This is a genomic window from Pseudomonas psychrophila HA-4 (genome assembly GCF_000282975.1).
Taxonomy (GTDB): domain Bacteria; phylum Pseudomonadota; class Gammaproteobacteria; order Pseudomonadales; family Pseudomonadaceae; genus Aquipseudomonas; species Aquipseudomonas psychrophila_A.
Map to the genome: position 1 here is coordinate 19,194 of NZ_ALJC01000117.1, position 19,830 is coordinate 39,023.

A 19,830-nucleotide genomic window follows, 5' to 3' on the forward strand; every position below is an offset into this window, starting at 1 on the left:
GCATTACACCTGTGACCACCAGACACGTCTGGACCTGAGGAGTTTCGATGAGCGACTTGCGTTTTACTGAAGACCACGAATGGCTGCGTGCCGAAGCCGATGGCAGCGTGACCGTAGGCATTACTGCTTTTGCGCAAAACGCTTTGGGCGATGTGGTGTTTGTTCAGTTGCCTGAGTTACAGGCTTACGACAAAGGCGCAGAAGCCGCCACCGTTGAATCAGTCAAGGCCGCCAGCGGCGTCTACATGCCGCTGGATGGCGAAGTGCTCGAAGTTAATCCCGCGCTCGATAGCAGCCCGGAACTGGTCAACGAAGACCCGCTGGGGCGAGGCTGGTTCTTGCGCTTCAAGCCTGCTGATGCAACTGCCGTCGACCAGTTGTTGGATCAGGACGCGTACGACCGCCTGATCAAAGCCAACACCGAAGCCTGAGGAATCCACCATGACTATCAATCTCAGCACCGCCAATGAATTCATCACGCGCCACATCGGCCCGCGTCAGGCCGACGAGCACGCCATGCTCGCCACGCTTGGTTTTGAATCGCTTGAAGCCCTCAGCGCCAGCGTGATCCCGGAAAGCATCAAGGGCACCAGCGTCCTCAACCTGCCAGCCGGCCAAAGCGAAGCCGATGCATTGGCATCGATCAAGGCCATCGCTGCCAAAAACCAGCTGTGTAAAACCTATATTGGCCAAGGCTATTACAACTGCCACACGCCTTCGCCGATCTTGCGCAACCTGCTGGAAAACCCGGCTTGGTACACCGCTTACACGCCGTATCAGCCAGAAATCTCCCAAGGCCGCCTCGAATCGCTGTTGAATTTCCAGACACTGATCAGCGACCTCACCGGCCTGCCGATTGCCAACGCGTCGCTGCTCGATGAGGCCACCGCCGCTGCCGAAGCCATGACCTTCTGCAAACGTCTGAGCAAGAACAAAACCAGCCACAGCTTCTTCGCCTCCAGCCACTGCCACCCTCAAACCCTCGATGTACTGCGCACCCGCGCCGAGCCGCTGGGGATTGACGTGGTGGTCGGTGATGAGCGCGAGTTAAACGACGTATCGACGTTCTTCGGGGCGCTGTTGCAATACCCGGCCAGCAATGGCGATGTATTCGACTACCGCGAACTGGTTGAGCGCTTCCACGCGGTCAACGCGCTGGTGGCGGTAGCGGCCGATTTGCTGGCCCTGACCTTGCTGACCCCGCCGGGTGAATTTGGCGCCGACGTGGCCATCGGCAGCGCCCAGCGTTTTGGCGTGCCACTGGGTTTCGGCGGCCCACACGCGGCTTACTTCTCGACCCGCGACGCGTTTAAGCGTGACATGCCGGGGCGTCTGGTCGGTGTTTCGGTCGACCGCCATGGTCAGCCTGCGCTGCGCTTGGCGATGCAAACCCGCGAGCAACATATCCGCCGCGAAAAGGCCACCAGCAACATCTGCACCGCCCAAGTGCTGCTGGCCAACATCGCCAGCATGTACGCCGTGTACCACGGCCCTAAGGGCCTGACGCACATCGCCCAGCGCATTCATCAACTCACCGCGATTCTGGCGCAAGGCCTGACGGCGCTGGGACTGAAGGTTGAACAAAGCCAGTTCTTCGACACCTTGACCCTGAACACCGGCAACCAAACGGCCGCACTGCACGCCAAGGCGCATGCTCAGCAGGTCAACCTGCGCGTGGTCGACAGCGAGCGCCTAGGCCTGTCGCTGGATGAAACCAGTAGCCAGTCAGACGTGATCGCTTTGTGGACGCTGCTCGCCACTGATGGTCAGGCACTGCCTGACTTTGACGCACTGGCTCAATCGGTAAAAGGCACCCTGCCCGCTGGGTTGCAGCGCCAATCGCCGATTCTCACCCACCCTGTGTTCAACCGCTATCACTCCGAAACCGAGCTAATGCGTTACCTGCGCCGCCTGGCCGACAAGGACCTGGCGCTGGACCGCACCATGATCCCGCTGGGCTCGTGCACCATGAAGCTCAACGCCGCCAGTGAAATGATCCCGGTGACGTGGGCCGAGTTCGGCAACCTGCACCCGTTTGCACCGGCCGAGCAAAGCTTGGGCTATCAGCAACTGACCAGCGAACTGGAGGCCATGCTCTGCGCGGCTACCGGTTACGACGCGATCTCGCTGCAACCTAACGCCGGTTCTCAGGGTGAGTACGCGGGCTTGCTGGCCATTCGCGCGTATCACCAGAGCCGTGGCGAAGAACGCCGCGACATTTGCCTAATTCCGTCCTCGGCGCACGGCACCAACCCGGCCACCGCCAACATGGCCGGCATGCGCGTGGTGGTGACCGCCTGTGATGCACGCGGCAACGTCGACATCGAAGACCTTCGCGCCAAAGCCATCGAGCACCGCGACCATCTCGCCGCCCTGATGATCACTTACCCGTCGACCCACGGCGTGTTCGAAGAAGGCATTCGCGAAATCTGCGGCATCATTCATGACAACGGCGGCCAGGTGTACATCGACGGCGCCAACATGAACGCCATGGTCGGCTTGTGCGCTCCGGGCAAATTCGGCGGCGACGTATCGCACCTCAACCTGCACAAAACTTTCTGCATCCCACATGGCGGTGGCGGCCCGGGTGTTGGCCCGATTGGCGTCAGGTCTCACCTCACGCCTTTCCTGCCGGGGCACGGCATCATGGAGCGCAAAGAAGGCGCGGTCTGCGCAGCACCATTTGGCAGCGCGAGCATTCTGCCGATCACGTGGATGTACATCCGAATGATGGGCGGCGAAGGCCTGAAACGCGCGTCGCAACTGGCCATTCTGAACGCCAACTACATCGCCCGCCGTCTCGAAGAGCACTACCCAGTACTGTACTCAGGCACCAACGGCCTAGTGGCACACGAATGCATCCTCGACCTGCGCCCACTAAAGGAGAGCAGCGGCATCAGCGTTGATGACGTAGCCAAGCGCCTTATCGACTTTGGCTTCCACGCCCCGACCATGTCGTTCCCGGTGGCGGGCACGTTGATGATCGAGCCGACTGAAAGTGAGTCCAAAGAAGAACTGGACCGTTTCTGCGAAGCCATGATCCGCATCCGCGAAGAGATTCGCGCGGTCGAAAACGGCAGCCTCGACAAAGAAGACAACCCACTGAAAAACGCCCCGCATACCGCAGCCGAAATGGTTGGTGAGTGGACTCACCCCTACAGCCGTGAGCAAGCGGTGTACCCGGTAACGTCCTTGATCGACGGCAAATACTGGCCTCCGGTGGGCCGTGTCGACAACGTGTTCGGCGACCGCAACCTAGTCTGCGCGTGCCCATCGATAGAGCTTTATGTTTAAGCAGCTATAAGTTTCTAGCTGCAAGCTGCAAGTTAAAGCACGTTCGCTTTAACTTGCAGCTTAAAGCTTGTGGCTTACCGCTTGGAGTCCCCATGTCATTAAGCGTGTTCGACCTGTTCAAGATTGGCATCGGCCCCTCCAGTTCTCATACCGTCGGCCCCATGCGTGCCGCCGCGCGTTTTGTCGAAGGCTTGCGGCGTGATGATCTGCTACACAGCACGGCCTGCGTAAAAGTAGAGCTTTATGGCTCCCTCGGTGCCACCGGCAAGGGGCACGGCAGCGACAAGGCCGTGTTATTGGGCCTTGAAGGTGAACACCCGGACACTGTTAATACCCAAACCGTGGCCGAACGTTTAGCTGCCATTCGCAGCAGCGGGCGTTTGAACCTGCTGGGCGAACACCCCATCGAATTCAACGAAAAACTGCACCTCGCGATGATTCGCAAACCCCTGCCCTTTCACCCCAACGGCATGATTTTTCGTGCCCTGGATGCAGCCGGCATTCAGATTCGCAGTCGCGAGTATTACTCGGTCGGCGGTGGTTTTGTGGTGGATGAAGGCGCAGCAGGCGCTGACCGCATTGTCGAAGACCGCACTGAACTCAAGTACCCGTTCAAAACCGCCAAGGATCTGCTGAGCCATTGCGTCACGCACAACCTGTCGATCAGCCAGGTGATGCTGGCCAATGAAAGTGCCTGGCGCCCCGAGGCCGAAACCCGCAGCGGCCTGCTGCGCATCTGGCAGGTGATGCAAGACTGCGTGAATGCGGGCTGCCGCAATGAAGGGATTTTACCCGGTGGTTTGAAGGTGAAACGCCGAGCCGCCGCGCTGCACCGTCAACTGTGCGCAAACCCTGAGGCAGCGCTGCGCGATGCGTTGTCAGTGCTCGATTGGGTGAATTTGTACGCGCTGGCGGTCAATGAAGAAAACGCCAACGGCGGACGCGTGGTCACGGCCCCCACTAACGGCGCGGCGGGAATTATTCCAGCCGTTTTGCATTACTACATGCGCTTTATCGGCGGCGCCAACGAAGACGGCGTGGTGCGGTTTCTGCTGACGGCCGCCGCTATCGGCATTTTGTACAAAGAAAACGCTTCAATCTCGGGCGCTGAAGTCGGCTGCCAGGGCGAGGTCGGCGTGGCCTGTTCCATGGCCGCCGGTGCATTGTGCGAGGTGCTGGGCGGTAGCGTTCAGCAGGTCGAAAATGCTGCTGAGATTGGCATGGAGCATAACCTCGGCCTCACCTGTGACCCGATTGGCGGGCTGGTACAAGTCCCGTGCATCGAGCGCAATGCCATGGGTTCAGTCAAGGCCATCAACGCCGTGCGCATGGCCTTGCGCGGCGACGGCCAGCACTTTGTCTCGCTCGACAAGGTGATTCGCACCATGCGCCAGACCGGCGCCGACATGAAAAGCAAATACAAAGAGACTGCCCGCGGCGGTCTGGCTGTCAACATTATTGAGTGCTGATTTTCAAGGAGTCACGAATGTCCACCGAACACCTGCTAAACACCCCGCTGCACGCACTGCACCTTGAGCTCGGCGCCCGCATGGTGCCGTTTGCAGGCTATGACATGCCCGTGCAATACCCATTGGGCGTCATGAAAGAGCATCAACATACCCGTGAACAGGCCGGGCTGTTTGATGTGTCGCACATGGGGCAAATCCTTCTGACCGGCGCTGATGCCGCCAAGGCACTGGAAACACTGGTGCCCGTGGATATCATCGATCTGCCGGTGGGCATGCAGCGTTATGCCATGTTCACCAACGAGCAAGGCGGCATTCTTGACGACTTGATGGTGGCTAACCTGGGCAATGACCAGCTGTTTTTGGTGGTCAACGCAGCCTGCAAGGATCAAGACCTGGCACATCTGCGTAAGCACTTGAGCGCCCACTGTGACATCCAGCCATTGTTTGAAGAGCGCGCTCTGCTGGCGCTGCAAGGCCCGGCCGCGGTTGATGTATTGCAACGTCTGGCGCCAGAAGTGGCGAAGATGACGTTCATGCAGTTTGCCCCGGTCACCTTGCTCGGGGTTGACTGTTACGTCAGCCGCTCGGGGTATACCGGTGAAGACGGCTTTGAAATCTCAGTGCCTGCGGCGAACGCTGAAGCCTTGGCGCGCCACCTGCTGGCAGAACCAGAGGTTCAGGCCATTGGTCTGGGCGCCCGCGATTCATTGCGCCTTGAGGCCGGTTTGTGCCTATACGGGCATGACATGAACGAAAAAACGACACCTATTGAGGCCAGCCTGTTGTGGGCAATCTCCAAAACGCGTCGCGCCGATGGCCCGCGTGCCGGTGGTTTTCCGGGTGCCGAACAGATTTTTGCCCAGCAGCAAAACGGCGTTGCACAAAAACGGGTCGGCTTGCTGCCCCAAGAACGTACACCCGTGCGTGAAGGCGCTGAAGTGGTTGATAAAGACGGTAAGGTTATCGGCAGAGTGTGCAGTGGCGGCTTCGGCCCGACACTTGGCGCGCCTCTGGCAATGGCTTATCTGGACATCGCACACACCGCGGTAGACAGCGACGTATGGGCAATAGTCCGTGGTAAAACTGTACCGATGAAAGTCTCGAAAATGCCATTTGTAGCGCAACGCTATTACCGAGGATAAGCGTCAGATTTGTCGCTATCTAGCTATACAGTTGTATGGTCACGCTAGTTGCGTGCCATACAACTGCTACAAAAGAGTGCGAAGTTTCGATAGCGAAACTTACATTTAAGGCACGAAAACAATTGAACATTTCTATGACTAAACTTACACACGAGCCACAGTAGGAACGAGCTTGCTCGCGATCTTTTTATCTTTAACAAGCTCGCTCCTACAGGGTTCGTGCTCGTTTAAGCGAACTACAAGAGGCTCTAAGTTACTTATTTAAGGGGCTTGTTTTTTCAATCTTAGTTTCGTAGAGTTCGACCACTGTGTTTGCATGGGTCGCTGGAATCGTGACCTGGGCAGTAGCTCTATGATTGCTACAACCCGTTCTGCGTCTCTTACTTTCCTGCAACCCAGCACCAGTCCTCTTTAATTGCAAAGGGGCTGTCATTTAATTGTTAGCGTCAAGGAAATAAGAAATGTCCCAACGTCAGAGCGGTACCGTTAAGTGGTTTAACGATGAGAAAGGTTTTGGTTTCATTACTCCGGAAAGCGGCCCAGATCTGTTTGTGCACTTTCGCGCCATTCAGGGCAACGGTTTCAAAAGCTTGAAAGAAGGCCAGAAAGTCACCTTCATCGCAGTTCAAGGCCAAAAAGGCATGCAGGCTGACGAAGTTCAAGCCGAAGCCTAAGCCTCTGTTGCACAAAAGCCTCTGATGCTGACATCAGAGGCTTTTTTATGGGCGTAATTTCGTACTATGGGTTTTTTCCTTCACGAGAACCTGCCATGTCAAAACAACCACTTAGCCCTCAAGGCGACTTTCCCGCCGTTGGCCTGGGGCGCCGCTTGGCAGCCATGTTCTATGATTTCCTGCTGTGTACTGCCCTGCTTATCGTCACCACGTTTATTTACAAGCTAATCATGATGGGCTTTATCGGCGAGGCCAGAATGCGCGCGCTTTCAGAGTCCGGAGCGCTGGACGGGGACCCCCTGCTTTCAACTATTTTGTTCTTCGTGCTCTTCGCATTCTTTGCCAAGTTTTGGACCCATAACGGGCAAACCCTCGGCATGCAGGTGTGGGGCGTACGCGTACAAAACGCAGACGGTACAGCCATCAGCCTGTGGCAAGCGCTGTTGCGGTTTGTGGTGTCGATTGGTTCATGGCTGTGTTTAGGGCTGGGGTTCATCTGGGCCGTGTTCGACAAACAGAACCGCACCTGGCACGACTTGTACTCAAACAGTCAGTTGGTGCGTATTCCCAAGCAGAAGAAATAAAAAAAACCCGTATCTCTCGATACGGGTTTTTTAACATTTGCGCCTTCTGAAACCCCTCTGCCATTTGATCTGCGGCGCTTCAGAGAAACGGGTTGCTTCGCAACCCTTCGCAGCCTTCGGCAGCGACTACGCGTTATGGTTACTCAGCCAGCTTAAAGGTAATGAAGCTGGCACGACCTTGACGCAGTACACGCATCGACACCGAACGATTTTTCGGCAATGACTTGGCAATTTCAGTGAATTGCTTGGCATCGGAGATCGCCTGGTTGTTGAGGTGAGTAATCACGTCGCCAGGTTGCAGACCAATCAACGCCGCAGGACCGTCCTGTACGTCTTTGATGATCACGCCACCCTTAATGTCGTTGGCCTTCTTCTGCTCATCGCTCAAGTCCGACACGGACACGCCCAGACGGTTGCTGCTTTGCTCAGCACCGGTGGTGCCTGCCAGCTCTTTACCTTCGTCCGGGATCGCACCGACAGTCAGGTCCAGCGTTTGGCGCTTGCCGTTACGAATCACTTCAAGGGTCGCTTTGCTGCCCGCCTTGAGGGCGCCCACCAAGTGCGGCAGGTCTGCCGACATAACAATCGGTTGACCGTTCATGCTCAGGATCACGTCACCCACTTGCAGGCCGCCCTTGGCAGCCGGGCCGTTATCCAGCACCTGAGCAACCAGAGCACCGGCAGGTTTGTCGAGACCGAACGACTCAGCCAGGTCTTTGTTGACCTCTTGAATCACCACACCCAACCAGCCTCGGCTCACTTTGCCGCCAGTCTTGAGCTGATTGGAAACATCCATCGCGACATCAATCGGAATAGCGAAAGACACGCCCATGAAGCCACCGGAGCGGGTGTAGATCTGCGAGTTGATACCCACGACTTCGCCTGCCAGGTTGAACAGCGGACCACCCGAATTACCCGGGTTGATCGGCACGTCAGTTTGGATGAACGGCACGTAGCTTTCATTCGGTAAGCTGCGGCCGATGGCGCTAATGATGCCTTGGGTCACCGTGTGGTCAAAGCCGAACGGCGAGCCGATCGCCACGACCCATTGCCCGGCCTTAAGGTCCTGAGACTTGCCCAGTTTCAGAACAGGCAGGTTTTTGCCTTCAATTTTCAACAACGCCACATCGGAACGTGGGTCAGTGCCCACCAGCTTGGCTTTCATTTCGCTGCGGTCAGACAGACGCACGATGATTTCATCCGCATCCGCAACCACATGGTTGTTGGTCAGGATGTAGCCGTCAGGCGAGATGATAAAGCCCGAACCCAGAGACTGGGCCTCGCGCTGACGTCCGCCTTGACCACCGCCTGGCGGCATGCTGCGTTCAAAGAAATCCCGCAGACCCGGCGGCAGGCCTTCCAGATCAGGCATTTGCATGCTGGAGACTTTACGGTCCGGCAGCTTTTGCGTGGTACTGATATTCACCACAGCGGGCGAGGCTTGCTCGACCAATTGAGTGAAGTCCGGTAGCTGAGCTTCAGCCAGGGCCGGTACCGCCTGCCCAAGCATCATCACGGCAGCAAAAATGGGTAAGTAAGATTTCAATCGAGGCATTGATTTACAGCTCCCGTTAATAGCAGCAGGTGTAGGCACCAGGTCCCAAAAAACTAAAGCCAGCATAGACCGTATTTTTGACACCCGGAAAACAAACAAGGCCAGCGCCCGTTGGGCCCTGACCTAGATAAAAAGAGGAAACACAGTGCACATTGATAGGTTCACCGCTCATTTCGGCGTTGCACTAAGGTTTGGCCTGAGACGGAGTTTCGGCCTGCCCTGCTCGTATTGAGAGTGCAATGCGCTCGGCGGTCCCCATCGGTATTTCACCCACAACCGTCGCCATGATGTCTCCGTCGGGCGTGGTGAGATGCCTTGAAACCGCAACAGTCGGGCCAAGCTGCAACCGCACATCGGCAACAGCGGCGCCTTTCAAGGGCTCAAGAAATACAGAAAACCGCGTCAGACCATCGTCATACATGAGGCTGGTAACTTCTGATTTAGTCTTAGGATCGCGACGCACGGCACTGCTGAGCAACTCAAACCCCGGAGGTAGCCAGTCGGAATGCCAAGCATGCGCAGGCTTAATCGTGGGTGAAGCATCGTCAGCCATGGCCACAGGCCGGCATTGCCCACTGGGCTTGAGCTGGCTGTCATCAGGAGGGGTTATTTCAAGATGGGTGAACTGAAAGCGCTCCAGTAACTGACCTTTGTCATTGAGTAACAATGACTTCAACGGCAAGCCGGTTTCACGGTCCAGATACAGTTCGACACCATAACGATGCTGATCGCGTGGGGTCAGCGCAATAACCACGACCGGGCGACCTGCAACCCGCGAGTCACCGGTGCGTGTCACGGAATACCAGTCATTAAGGCGCTGGAGGTTGAGTTGTCGCGCGGTGGTATCGGCGACATCTCCAAGGCCTGAAACAACTTTGCCAGTGACGCACTCAGTGCGTCCATCAGCACGAACAACCTCGTATGCAGCGCCATCAAGCTGAATCAGCCGTTCACGAACCTTCCCGTCTTGTACACGGTGCCAGATGCCATGGGTAGAAAAGCTCCCATTGCGCTCGTAAATGAAGGTGCCCTGATAACTTTGCTGTTGCTCGGCTTGCCCAAGCCGTTTAAGCCAGTCTTGGGCATCATCAGCGTGTGCGGGTACAGCAAACCAGCCACTGAGCAAAAGCGGTAACAGAGGTAGGACGCGCATGATGGTCCTTAACGGTTTTCCAAGCTGGCAGCACGTGCGTAAGGCAGAGGGCTTTCAGTACCTTTCAAGGCCGCTTGTTCAGCATGTTGGCGCAGGTAGCCCGGCAAACGCTGATCTTGCCAGCCAGGTTGACCTTGCAGCACACCGTTAGCCATCGGCCCGGTGCCATGCTCGGTGTTCTCGGTGTAGTTGGCCAACACCGCCGGGCCTTTAACCATAGGAGCGCTCAGGCTCGGCTGACCGCTTTGCTGGGCAAGCTGAACACCAACGATGTCATCTTGGTTGTACAGCCTGACACCCGCCAGAACGGCAACTGTCACCGAGGCGGCAACTGCCAGACGGCCTATGCTGCGCCAAGGGCCACGGACCACTTTGACCGGGGTTTGTTCTTCGGCCAATGCGGCCGACACAGCCGATGCGATGTCCAGGCGCGGTATCAGCAAGTCCTTGTGCATCACTGCACGGGCAACTTGATAACGCGACCAGGTGTCACGTGTTTGTGGGTCGTCAAAGGCATTCAATACCCGACGTAATTCCAGTTCGTCCGCTTCGTTATCCATCACTGCGGACAGCGATTCCTGCAGGGCTTCACGACTCATGGCGGTTCCTCTCTTGGCTGTCGCCGCTGTCTCAGTTTTCCTGCAACAACGGCTGCAGGGCTTTATCGATGGCCTCCCGAGCGCGGAAAATCCGGGAGCGCACGGTACCAACCGGACATTGCATGACGCTCGCAATATCTTCGTAACTCAGACCATCAAATTCACGCAAAGTTAATGCCGTACGTAAATCTTCTGGCAGAAGCTGAATGGTGCGGTGAACCGTGCCTTCGATCTCGTCGCGGAGCAAAGCGCGCTCCGGCGATTCCAGATCTTTAAGACCGTGATCACCATCATAGAATTCAGCATCTTCAGAACTCACATCACTATCGGGTGGACGACGACCGCGTGACACCAAATAGTTTTTCGCCGTGTTAATGGCGATGCGGTAGAGCCACGTGTAAAACGCACTGTCACCACGAAAATTGCCAAGCGCTCGATACGCCTTGATAAAGGCCTCTTGCGCCACATCCTGGGCTTCATGGGTGTCGTGCACAAAACGCACGATCAACCCGAGAATTTTGTGCTGGTATTTCAGCACTAGCAGATCGAACGCACGCTTGTCACCGCGCTGAACGCGCTCGACCAGCTGCTGATCCTCTTCCTGGGTTAGCATGAATACTCCTCATAAGACCGGGAGGAAGAGCGCTTTGCTAATTGATCAGGCTTGCAAACATAGACTCGGGCTTTACACAAAAGTTCTCTCCCCCCTGGCAAGTTTCCTGCGCACTCGGATTTGGCGCGCACGAAAACGCAGCTCGGGCCTGCCCGGCTGCGTCAATAATCTTGTCGTCAAATTCACCTGCCGGGGTCGCAACACCCACCCCGCATAGAATTGACGCGATTCCCCTTTATGATGGGCAACCCTCTATGGAACCCTGGCCCGTAAGAAAAGTTCCAAAATGCCATATCGGATTTAACACCCGTCACATCAAAAAACACGGTTCGGGCCTCGACTGCACGCTGAGCGCAGGCCCTGATTCGCGGATTTATTCTGCAAATCGGCAAGCAGACAGCTCAAGTCTGAGGCACACTTCTCGCCCGCTGTAATTTCCCGATGCCACAAAGGCCCGGCTATTGTGCCGATCCCCCCCTCTATATACTAGAGGGCGCTTTTTTTGCGGACATAAGAAGAATGAGCCGACATTTTCAACATGATGTGCTGGTGATTGGCAGCGGTGCTGCCGGTTTGAGCTTGGCGCTCACGCTGCCTGGCCACCTGCGTATCGCAGTGCTGAGCAAGGGTAATCTGGCCAATGGCTCGACGTTTTGGGCACAGGGCGGCGTCGCTGCAGTGCTGGATGACACCGACACAGTGCAGTCCCACGTCGAGGACACACTGAATGCCGGGGGCGGTCTGTGTCACGAAGATGCCGTACGCTTTACGGTCGAACACAGTCGCGAAGCCATTCAGTGGTTAATTGACCAGGGTGTGCCCTTCACCCGCGATGAACCCGCGGACCCAGAGCACCCCGGCTTTGAATTTCACCTGACCCGTGAAGGCGGCCACAGCCATCGCCGCATCATCCATGCCGCCGACGCCACTGGCGCGGCCATCTTCACAACCCTGCTCGAACAAGCCCGAAAGCGCCCCAACATCGAGCTGCTCGAACAACGCGTTGCCGTTGATCTAATTACCGAACGTCGGTTAGGCCTGGAAGGCGATCGCTGCCTCGGCGCCTACGTGCTTGACCGTGCGACGGGCGAAGTCGACACCTACGGTTCGCGGTTCACCATTCTGGCCTCGGGCGGTGCCGCCAAGGTGTACCTCTACACCAGCAACCCCGACGGCGCCTGCGGTGATGGCATTGCCATGGCCTGGCGCTCAGGTTGCCGGGTCGCGAACCTCGAATTCAACCAATTCCACCCCACGTGCCTATACCACCCGCAAGCCAAGAGCTTTTTGATCACCGAAGCCCTGCGTGGCGAAGGCGCTCACCTCAAGCTGCCAAATGGCGAGCGCTTCATGCACCGTTTCGACCCACGTGGCGAACTGGCCCCGCGTGACATCGTGGCCCGCGCCATCGACCACGAAATGAAACGCCTGGGCATCGACTGCGTTTACTTGGACATCAGCCATGAGTCCGACACGTTCATCAAGACCCATTTTCCGACGGTCTATGAACGCTGCCTGGAATTCTCCATCGACATTACTAAGCAAGCGATTCCGGTGGTTCCGGCTGCTCACTACACCTGCGGCGGCGTGATGGTCGACGGCCACGGCCGAACTGACGTCCCGGGGCTGTACGCGATTGGCGAAACCAGTTTTACCGGGCTTCACGGTGCCAATCGCATGGCCAGCAACTCATTGCTGGAATGTTTCGTGTATGCCCGCTCTGCGGCGGACGACATCCTGACGCAACTGGAGCACATCGACATACCAGACGCGCTGCCAAGCTGGGATGCCAGCCAAGTGACGGACTCGGATGAAGACGTGATCATCGCCCACAATTGGGATGAGCTGCGCCGATTTATGTGGGACTACGTAGGCATTGTCCGCACCAACAAGCGCCTACAACGTGCCGAGCACCGCGTGCGCCTGCTACTGGATGAGATCGACGAGTTTTACAGTAACTATAAAGTCAGCCGCGACCTGATTGAGTTACGCAACCTGGCGCAAGTGGCTGAACTGATGATCCGCAGCGCGATGGCGAGAAAAGAGTCACGGGGTTTGCATTACACCCTCGACTACCCGGACATGCTGCCCGAAGCGCTGGACACTATTCTGGTGCCAACCACCTACGTCGACTGAACTTGAGCCGCACACGCAGGCGCCGATGCTGATCTGGCGCCAGCGCGTCGCCAGCAATGCACACAGACCTCACTCTGCGCTCGCCCCGCAGGCTAAATCGCACCAGCACCATGAACGGCAGCGCCAAGCTGTCACGGTGCAGTTGTACAGCCTGCCAGCCGTTGGCACGGCTCCATAATTGCCAGCCCTCGGCACTGCGCCGCAAACCGGTAAACGCACTCGCATGCGTCAACCTAATATGTCGCGGCAACACCCAAACCCCATGCGCCAGACACAACAAAATCCCGAGCAGGCGGGCCCACACAGGCAACGAAAGAAGGCAGATTGAGATCAGCGCCAGCGATTGGGCTGCAAGATACGCCGCCAGCAATTGGCCTGAGGCCTGCCAGCGGCATTCGAAATAATTACTTGGGTTGGACACGGTCCAGAATCATGCGGACCATGCGCTGCAGCTCGGGGTCATCAGACTCGGCACGTTCCATGAACCAGCCGAACATGTCCTGATCTTCGCACTCAAGCAGCTTGCGATAGCACTCGCGATCAACGTCATTGAGGTGGGGGTAAACCTCCTTGACGAACGGTACCAGCAGTACGTCCAGCTCAAGCATGCCGCGGCGGCTGTGCCAGTAGAGACGATTGAGTTCAACATCTTCGACCATGGAGCGCTCCTCAAATAGAGCGCAAGTATACAGGCCGATCCGCCATAGAACAGTCGGCTTTGGTCGCTGGGTGTTGATCCTTTGCGAACTACCCATTTACAGGTCACCCCTCTATGATGTGCCCCAGACTTTATAACGTGCGATGACTCATGGCCGACTCCGCTTTTTTCTGCACCCTATCTCACGAAGGCGTTCTCGCTGTTATCGGCAACGACGCCAGCAAGTTCCTGCAAGGGCAATTAACCTGCAACCTCAACTATTTGAGCGACACACGCTCAAGCTTGGGTGCGCGTTGCACGCAAAAAGGCCGGATGCAATCTAGCTTTCGTATCGTCCTCGAACCTCAGGGCTGTTTTTTGGCCATGGCGCGCGAACTGGTTGAACCGCAATTGGCTGACCTAAAAAAATACGCTGTGTTCTCCAAGTCCAAACTGACTGATGACAGCGCCAACTGGGTGCGCTTTGGCCTGAACCAAGCTGACGTGGTACTGGAAAGTCTGGGTATCCAACTGCCAGCCGATACCGACAGCGTGGCCCATGCCAATGGCCTTATCGCCATTCGCGTCTCTGAAGGCCGTGCCGAGTTGTGGGCTGCGGCGGAACAAACCGACGCCCTGCGCCAGCACTTGCAAGCGCAACTCAGTGAAGCCGATCTCAATCAATGGATACTAGGCCAGATACGTGCAGGTATCGGCCAGGTCATGCCCCAGACTCGCGAGTTGTTCATCCCGCAAATGCTCAATCTGCAAGCCGTGGGCGGTGTCAGCTTCAAAAAAGGCTGCTACACCGGGCAAGAAATCGTTGCGCGCATGCAGTACCTCGGCAAACTCAAACGCCGTCTCTACCGCCTGTCGCTTGGCGCGAGCCACGCGGTGCCAGAACCTGGAACGCCGCTGTTTTCACCGACTCACAACAGCTCCGTAGGTGAAGTCGTGATTGCCGCTCAAGCGCAAGACAGCATTGAATTGCTTGCCGTATTAACCGCTGAGGCGGCCGAAGCGGGAGACATTCATGTGGGTGATGTGCAAGGTCCTGAGCTTTCGTTGCTTGATCTGCCTTATCAGCTAGACCGTGATCGTGAGATCCAGCGCTAATTGCCACCCTAGAGAACAGAAATGAGTATGCTGGCGCACAAAGTCCAAATGGACTTGGTAAAGGCCATCGATCGAGATGACCTGGTTTTGCCCACGCTACCGGAAGTGGCGTTAAACATCCGCAAGGCAGCAGAAAACCCTGAAATCAGCGTCAGTAATCTGAGCAAAGTCATCGGTCGCGATACGGCGCTGGCAGCACGACTGATTAAAGTCGTTAACAGCCCGCTCCTGCGTGCACTCTACGAAGTCACCGACTTGCACACGGCCATTACGCGGCTGGGCGTCAATTACAGCAGTAATCTGGCCATTGGCTTGGTCATGGAACAGATTTTCCATGCCCGCTCGGAAGTCGTCGAAAACAAAATGCGTGACGTCTGGCGCCAAAGCCTAGAAGTGGCTGGTATTTGCTACACCCTGTGCCGTCGATACACCTCGCTCAAACCCGACCAGGCCGCACTGGGTGGGCTCGTGCATCAAATTGGTGTGTTGCCAATTCTGACCTATGCCGAGGAGCACAACGAACTGCTCTCCGACCCCGTGTCGTTGAACCACGTGATAGAGCGCATTCACCCGCTGATTGGCGACAAATTGCTCGCGGTCTGGGAGTTCCCGGAAATGCTGCTCAAGCTTCCCGGCCAATACCAAGATTTCACCCGCGAGTCCAAAGCCGTCGATTACATCGACCTGGTGCAAATCGCCACCGTGTTCTGTCATCAGCGCAACACCTTGACTCTCAGCCAAGCGTTGAGCGCCCTACCGGCCTTCAATCGACTGAGGTTGGATGCGGACAGCGAAAAGCTTCAGCAAGAGCTGGAAGACGCGCGCGGAATGTTTATTTAACGGCCCACGGGTTTATACCGAGCGATTGCCGCTGGCTGGCACAAAGCTCACCCGCACTTTCAACCCGCCCTGCGCGCCATCATGCAGGCTGATGTGCGCCAGGTGCGCGCGGCAGATCTCGCCGACGATCGCCAACCCCAGCCCCGAGCCCGCCACCTGCTGGTTGCGCCGATAAAAACGCTCAAAGACTCGCTCGCGGTCTTCATGCGGAATACCCGGCCCATCGTCTTCAACTTCCAGCACCGCCGCAGAGGTCACTCGCAAAATGACATTACCGCCCACCGGGGTGTGCGCCAAAGCGTTGTCCACCAGGTTGCTCAACAACTCATTGAGCAAGGTCGGTTCTCCTCGCAGCCATACCGGATGATCAGCCTCCAGCGCTAACGCGACCCCTCGATAATGCGCCAATGGCGCCATGGCCATACCCAGGTCTCGCGCCAGTTGGCTGAGGTCGAGCAATTGCGCAGCGCCTTCAGCAATGGCCCGAGCACCGTTTTCAATACGCGCCAGTGACAGTAGCTGGTTGGCCAAATGTGTCAGCCGATCAGTGTCCTGCCCCGCGTGCTCAAGTGTCTGACGCAAGGTCTGCGGGTTGTCTGAACGCAAACCTAACTCAAGCCGGGCCTTGAGCACCGCCAGCGGGGTTCGCAGTTCATGGGCCGCATCAGCGATAAACTGCGCCTGACGCTCAAACTGTCCGCGCAAGCGCTCGGTAAAGTGATTAAGCGCCTGTACCAGTGGCCTCAATTCATGCTGTACCGACACCAGCGGCAACGGCCGTAAATCGTCCGACTCCCGCTCCTCTACCGCATTGCGCAAACGCTCCAAGGGACGCAGCGCCGCACTGACGGCAAACCATACGACCAGCAATGCGCCCAGCCCGAGCATGCCCAAACGCAGCAAGGTGTCGGCCATCAAACTGCGCGCCATGACCACACGTGCTTCATCGGTTTCTGCCACGCGAATTTCAGCCATGCCATTCATATTCGGCTCGCTCACGGCTTTGAGCAGACTTACCACGCGCACGTTCTGACCCAAGTATTCACCGTTGTAAAAGCGCGCCAACGCGGGGTAATCATCGGTACGCGGGGTGCCGGGAGGCGGTGCAGGCAAGTGTTCATAACCGGAAATTAACCGCTGATGAATATCGTTGACCTGATAGTAGATGCGACCGGCACTGTCGTAGGCGAAGGTATCGAGTGCAACGTAAGGTACGTCAGCACTGAGACTGCCATCACGTTGCGACAACCCTGCTGCGATGGTGCGGGCAGAGGCCAGTAAGGTTCGATCATAGGCGGTGTCTGCCGCCTCGCGACCATTGAAATAAGCGCTTAAACCACTGGCCAGCATCAGCACCACTAGCAACAGCGTCAGGTTCCACAGCAGCCCCCAGCGTAAGCTGTCGACCTTAAACATCACGGCTTTCCAGCAAGTAGCCCAACCCCCGAAAAGTCACAATCGCAACCGCCTGGCCATCCAGTTTTTTACGCAAGCGGTGCACGTAAATCTCAATGGCGTCAGCGCTCGCTTCCTCGTCAAGGCCAAACACTTGCGCCGCCAGTTGCTCCTTGCTCATGACCCGTCCAGGTCTTGCAATTAACGCTTCCAGCACCGCCTGTTCACGCGAGGTCAGGGTCAGCAATTCGTCTCCCAAAGAGAAACGTCGGGTTTCGAGGTCATAGACCAGCGCGCCGCAACGCTGCTGCCGCTCACCGCCTAATACGCTGCGGCGCAATAAGGCTTTGACCCGAGCTTCGAGTTCAGTCAGCTCAAACGGCTTGGCTAGGTAATCATCAGCCCCAAGGTTGAGCCCGTGAACCCGGTCCTTGACGTCACTGCGCGCCGTCAGCATCAACACCGGCGTGGTTTTGCCACGGCTGCGTAAACGTGCCAGCACCTCAAAACCATCCATGCGCGGCAGGCCGACATCCAGAATGGCCACCGCATACTCTTCACTGCTCAACGCCAGGTCAGCGGTCACGCCATCGTGCAGGACATCCACGGTCAAACCCGTGCTTTTAAGGGCTTGAGCAACGCTCTCGGCCAATTGCAACTGATCCTCGACCAAAAGAACACGCATCGGGTTCACCTCATTATTTTTGTACGGACTCAAGTCCTTCTGGGGCGGAGTTTACAGCGGTAAATGCACTGTGGAGCCCAAAAAACACTGAAAGAAAACTGAAAGGTTGGCGAAAGGTTGACCGATTAGGATCATGCAACAGGCAGTTACATCTGCCGCGCTTTTGATTCATAGCGCTGCGCAAAACACCTCGATGTGTTTTCGCTAATAAGAACAATAATGGAGCACACCCCATGCTGAAGCCTCAGCGCAAAAATGCTTGCCTCACCACGTCCTCTGTTTCGCGCTCACCTGCGCCAGGTCTGCGAACGGCATTCTGCTGCCCCTCACTTTATCCGTGACACCCACGATGCACGGCATTTGCCCTGCGTAAACGTTGGCGATGGCAACGGCTTATAGCGACACAATTCTGCTCGCTAAAAACAATAACTCCTGTGGAGACACCATGAACTTCTCACTGCGCAATCTTGCTCTCACGGCTGGCTGCATGCTGGTTGCTGGTCAACTAATGGCTGAACCGAAACGCCCGGAATGCATCGCCCCGGCCTCCCCTGGCGGTGGTTTTGACCTGACCTGCAAACTGGCGCAAAGCGCTCTGGTGAACGAAAAACTGCTCAGTAAGCCTATGCGCGTGACCTACATGCCAGGGGGGGTGGGCGCAGTGGCGTATAACGCAGTCGTCGCCCAGCGCCCGGCAGATGCCGGCACGCTAGTGGCGTGGTCCAGCGGCTCGCTGCTGAACCTGGCCCAAGGCAAGTTCGGGCGTTTCGATGAAAGCGCTGTTCGCTGGCTCGCAGCCGTAGGCACAAGCTACGGCGCTATCGCCGTTAAAAGTGACTCGCCCTACAAGAACCTCGACGACCTGGTTCAAGCGCTGAAAAAAGACCCGAGCAAAGTGGTCATCGGCTCTGGCGGCACGGTCGGCAGCCAGGACTGGATGCAAACTGCCTTGATCGCCAAGGCTGCCGGTATCAACCCACGTGACTTGCGTTACGTGGCCCTGGAAGGCGGCGGCGAAATTGCCACGGCCCTGCTTGGCGGGCACATCCAGGTGGGCAGCACCGACATTTCCGACTCCATGCCGCACATCCAGAGTGGCGACATGCGCCTGTTGGCGGTGTTTGCCAATGAGCGCCTCGACGAGCCGGAAATGAAAGACATCCCCACCGCCAAAGAACAGGGCTACGACATTGTCTGGCCTGTTGTGCGGGGTTTCTACCTAGGTCCAAAAGTCAGCGATGCCGACTACGCGTGGTGGAAGGATGCTTTCGACAAACTGCTGGTTTCCGAAGAGTTCGCTACCTTGCGTAATCAGCGCGAACTGTTCCCGTTCTCCATGACCGGGCCGGAACTGGACACTTACGTGAAAAAACAGGTCGCCGACTACAAAATCCTCGCCCATGAATTTGGCCTCATCCAGTAACCGCCGCTGATCACAGGCTGTGCCCCTGAACATGGGTACAGCCTTGGAGTGAACCATGCTCTTACAACGTATTTTTGCCTCGGCGTTGCTCATCGTCTGCGCCGGTCTGGCGGCGATGGCTTGGCCCTATCAGGCTTCGTTTTCCTACGAACCGGTCGGACCTCGCGCCTTCCCGCTGTTGATGCTCGGCCTGATGGGCCTGGGGTTGATCTACATGATTTTTCGCCCCACGCCGGTGGTGCACAGCGAAGACGACCCGCAACTGGATCGCGAAACCCTAATCAAAATTGGCCTCTGCACGGTGCTGCTGCTGATCTTTGCTGGCACATTCGAAACACTCGGTTTCATCCTCAGCGCCATATTGATTGGCATCCCGATGGCTCGCCTGTATGGCGGCCGCTGGTTGCCCAGCATTGTGATCATCAGCCTGATGAGCGTCGGCCTTTACCTGTTGTTTGATAAAGCCATGGACGTTCCGCTGCCACTTGGCCTGCTCGACGTTCTGGAGAACTGAT

19 protein-coding genes are annotated in these 19,830 nt (G+C 57.1%); 11 read left to right on the forward strand and 8 right to left on the reverse strand.

Going from position 1 to position 19,830, the window contains the following annotated elements; translation table 11 throughout:
* The first annotated feature begins 47 nt into the window (after positions 1-47).
* The 6 genes from gcvH to B347_RS0119665 all read left to right on the forward strand — a co-directional run bounded on the left by gcvH (position 48) and on the right by B347_RS0119665 (position 7,163).
* Complete coding sequence (gene gcvH / locus B347_RS0119640; RefSeq protein WP_019411397.1) at positions 48-431, forward strand: glycine cleavage system protein GcvH; 384 nt, start codon at positions 48-50, stop codon at positions 429-431.
* A gap of 10 nt (positions 432-441) precedes the next feature.
* A complete protein-coding gene (gene gcvP / locus B347_RS0119645) occupies positions 442-3,294 on the forward strand; it encodes an aminomethyl-transferring glycine dehydrogenase (protein WP_019411398.1) in 2,853 nt (950 codons plus the stop codon).
* Between the two features lie 92 nt (positions 3,295-3,386).
* Positions 3,387-4,763: an L-serine ammonia-lyase gene (locus B347_RS0119650; RefSeq protein WP_019411399.1), complete on the forward strand. Its 1,377-nt coding sequence runs from the start codon at positions 3,387-3,389 to the stop codon at positions 4,761-4,763.
* Positions 4,764-4,780: 17 nt separating this feature from the next.
* Positions 4,781-5,905 (forward strand): glycine cleavage system aminomethyltransferase GcvT, encoded by a 1,125-nt coding sequence (gene gcvT, locus B347_RS0119655; protein ID WP_019411400.1) that lies wholly within the window; start codon positions 4,781-4,783, stop codon positions 5,903-5,905.
* Positions 5,906-6,366: 461 nt separating this feature from the next.
* Positions 6,367-6,579, forward strand: a complete 213-nt coding sequence (locus B347_RS0119660) for a cold-shock protein (RefSeq protein ID WP_007977299.1) — start codon at positions 6,367-6,369, stop codon at positions 6,577-6,579.
* A 95-nt stretch (positions 6,580-6,674) separates the two neighbouring features.
* Positions 6,675-7,163, forward strand: a complete 489-nt coding sequence (locus tag B347_RS0119665; protein ID WP_019411401.1) for an RDD family protein — start codon at positions 6,675-6,677, stop codon at positions 7,161-7,163.
* 139 nt (positions 7,164-7,302) lie between these two features.
* Here the strand turns inward: B347_RS0119665 and B347_RS0119670 are convergent, their stop codons facing one another.
* The 4 genes from B347_RS0119670 to rpoE form a co-directional block, all read right to left on the reverse strand.
* Positions 7,303-8,718: a DegQ family serine endoprotease gene (locus B347_RS0119670; RefSeq protein WP_019411402.1), complete on the reverse strand. Its 1,416-nt coding sequence runs from the start codon at positions 8,716-8,718 to the stop codon at positions 7,303-7,305.
* A gap of 184 nt (positions 8,719-8,902) precedes the next feature.
* A complete protein-coding gene (locus B347_RS0119675; RefSeq protein WP_019411403.1) occupies positions 8,903-9,871 on the reverse strand; it encodes a MucB/RseB C-terminal domain-containing protein in 969 nt (322 codons plus the stop codon).
* Between the two features lie 8 nt (positions 9,872-9,879).
* Positions 9,880-10,470, reverse strand: a complete 591-nt coding sequence (locus B347_RS0119680) for a sigma-E factor negative regulatory protein (protein WP_019411404.1) — start codon at positions 10,468-10,470, stop codon at positions 9,880-9,882.
* A gap of 31 nt (positions 10,471-10,501) precedes the next feature.
* Complete coding sequence (gene rpoE / locus B347_RS0119685; protein WP_019411405.1) at positions 10,502-11,083, reverse strand: RNA polymerase sigma factor RpoE; 582 nt, start codon at positions 11,081-11,083, stop codon at positions 10,502-10,504.
* A 519-nt stretch (positions 11,084-11,602) separates the two neighbouring features.
* On the opposite strand from rpoE, the gene nadB reads away from it, so the two are divergent.
* Positions 11,603-13,219 carry an L-aspartate oxidase gene (nadB, locus tag B347_RS0119690; RefSeq protein ID WP_019411406.1) on the forward strand — a complete coding sequence of 539 codons (1,617 nt, stop codon included), beginning with the start codon at positions 11,603-11,605 and terminating at the stop codon, positions 13,217-13,219.
* On the opposite strand, the gene B347_RS0119695 is transcribed toward nadB, so the two are convergent.
* Positions 13,188-13,640, reverse strand: coding sequence for a protein YgfX (locus B347_RS0119695; protein ID WP_019411407.1), 453 nt, complete (start codon positions 13,638-13,640; stop codon positions 13,188-13,190). The two genes, nadB and B347_RS0119695, sit on opposite strands and share 32 nt — an antisense overlap.
* Positions 13,624-13,878, reverse strand: coding sequence for a succinate dehydrogenase assembly factor 2 (locus B347_RS0119700; RefSeq protein ID WP_019411408.1), 255 nt, complete (start codon positions 13,876-13,878; stop codon positions 13,624-13,626). Before B347_RS0119700 ends, B347_RS0119695 begins: the two co-directional genes overlap by 17 nt.
* A 149-nt stretch (positions 13,879-14,027) precedes the next feature.
* Between B347_RS0119700 and B347_RS0119705 the strand changes: the two genes are divergently transcribed.
* Positions 14,028-14,972, forward strand: a complete 945-nt coding sequence (locus B347_RS0119705; RefSeq protein ID WP_019411409.1) for a YgfZ/GcvT domain-containing protein — start codon at positions 14,028-14,030, stop codon at positions 14,970-14,972.
* A gap of 21 nt (positions 14,973-14,993) precedes the next feature.
* The gene (locus B347_RS0119710; protein WP_019411410.1) at positions 14,994-15,812 is read left to right on the forward strand and encodes an HDOD domain-containing protein; all 819 of its coding nucleotides are present in this window, start codon (positions 14,994-14,996) and stop codon (positions 15,810-15,812) included.
* A gap of 12 nt (positions 15,813-15,824) precedes the next feature.
* Here the strand turns inward: B347_RS0119710 and B347_RS0119715 are convergent, their stop codons facing one another.
* The gene (locus tag B347_RS0119715; protein WP_019411411.1) at positions 15,825-17,228 is read right to left on the reverse strand and encodes a sensor histidine kinase; all 1,404 of its coding nucleotides are present in this window, start codon (positions 17,226-17,228) and stop codon (positions 15,825-15,827) included.
* Positions 17,221-17,892: a response regulator gene (locus B347_RS0119720; protein ID WP_019411412.1), complete on the reverse strand. Its 672-nt coding sequence runs from the start codon at positions 17,890-17,892 to the stop codon at positions 17,221-17,223. The genes B347_RS0119715 and B347_RS0119720 overlap by 8 nt, the downstream gene beginning before the upstream one ends.
* Before the next feature lie 445 nt (positions 17,893-18,337).
* Here B347_RS0119720 and B347_RS0119725 point away from each other — a divergent pair, with 445 nt between their 5' ends.
* Complete coding sequence (locus B347_RS0119725) at positions 18,338-19,315, forward strand: Bug family tripartite tricarboxylate transporter substrate binding protein (protein ID WP_019411413.1); 978 nt, start codon at positions 18,338-18,340, stop codon at positions 19,313-19,315.
* A gap of 55 nt (positions 19,316-19,370) precedes the next feature.
* A complete protein-coding gene (locus B347_RS0119730) occupies positions 19,371-19,829 on the forward strand; it encodes a tripartite tricarboxylate transporter TctB family protein (RefSeq protein WP_019411414.1) in 459 nt (152 codons plus the stop codon).
* Position 19,830 lies beyond the last annotated feature (1 nt).

What these genes read in the sequence shown, in the direction of transcription:
- gcvH (WP_019411397.1), top strand. Translation starts at nt 48, where the DNA reads ATGAGCGACTTGCGTTTTACTGAAGACCACGAATGGCTGCGTGCCGAA.
- gcvP (WP_019411398.1), top strand. Translation starts at nt 442, where the DNA reads ATGACTATCAATCTCAGCACCGCCAATGAATTCATCACGCGCCACATC.
- B347_RS0119650 (WP_019411399.1), top strand. Translation starts at nt 3,387, where the DNA reads ATGTCATTAAGCGTGTTCGACCTGTTCAAGATTGGCATCGGCCCCTCC.
- gcvT (WP_019411400.1), top strand. Translation starts at nt 4,781, where the DNA reads ATGTCCACCGAACACCTGCTAAACACCCCGCTGCACGCACTGCACCTT.
- B347_RS0119660 (WP_007977299.1), top strand. Translation starts at nt 6,367, where the DNA reads ATGTCCCAACGTCAGAGCGGTACCGTTAAGTGGTTTAACGATGAGAAA.
- B347_RS0119665 (WP_019411401.1), top strand. Translation starts at nt 6,675, where the DNA reads ATGTCAAAACAACCACTTAGCCCTCAAGGCGACTTTCCCGCCGTTGGC.
- B347_RS0119670 (WP_019411402.1), bottom strand. Translation starts at nt 8,718, where the DNA reads ATGCCTCGATTGAAATCTTACTTACCCATTTTTGCTGCCGTGATGATG.
- B347_RS0119675 (WP_019411403.1), bottom strand. Translation starts at nt 9,871, where the DNA reads ATGCGCGTCCTACCTCTGTTACCGCTTTTGCTCAGTGGCTGGTTTGCT.
- B347_RS0119680 (WP_019411404.1), bottom strand. Translation starts at nt 10,470, where the DNA reads ATGAGTCGTGAAGCCCTGCAGGAATCGCTGTCCGCAGTGATGGATAAC.
- rpoE (WP_019411405.1), bottom strand. Translation starts at nt 11,083, where the DNA reads ATGCTAACCCAGGAAGAGGATCAGCAGCTGGTCGAGCGCGTTCAGCGC.
- nadB (WP_019411406.1), top strand. Translation starts at nt 11,603, where the DNA reads ATGAGCCGACATTTTCAACATGATGTGCTGGTGATTGGCAGCGGTGCT.
- B347_RS0119700 (WP_019411408.1), bottom strand. Translation starts at nt 13,878, where the DNA reads ATGGTCGAAGATGTTGAACTCAATCGTCTCTACTGGCACAGCCGCCGC.
- B347_RS0119705 (WP_019411409.1), top strand. Translation starts at nt 14,028, where the DNA reads ATGGCCGACTCCGCTTTTTTCTGCACCCTATCTCACGAAGGCGTTCTC.
- B347_RS0119710 (WP_019411410.1), top strand. Translation starts at nt 14,994, where the DNA reads ATGAGTATGCTGGCGCACAAAGTCCAAATGGACTTGGTAAAGGCCATC.
- B347_RS0119715 (WP_019411411.1), bottom strand. Translation starts at nt 17,228, where the DNA reads ATGTTTAAGGTCGACAGCTTACGCTGGGGGCTGCTGTGGAACCTGACG.
- B347_RS0119720 (WP_019411412.1), bottom strand. Translation starts at nt 17,892, where the DNA reads ATGCGTGTTCTTTTGGTCGAGGATCAGTTGCAATTGGCCGAGAGCGTT.
- B347_RS0119725 (WP_019411413.1), top strand. Translation starts at nt 18,338, where the DNA reads ATGAACTTCTCACTGCGCAATCTTGCTCTCACGGCTGGCTGCATGCTG.
- B347_RS0119730 (WP_019411414.1), top strand. Translation starts at nt 19,371, where the DNA reads ATGCTCTTACAACGTATTTTTGCCTCGGCGTTGCTCATCGTCTGCGCC.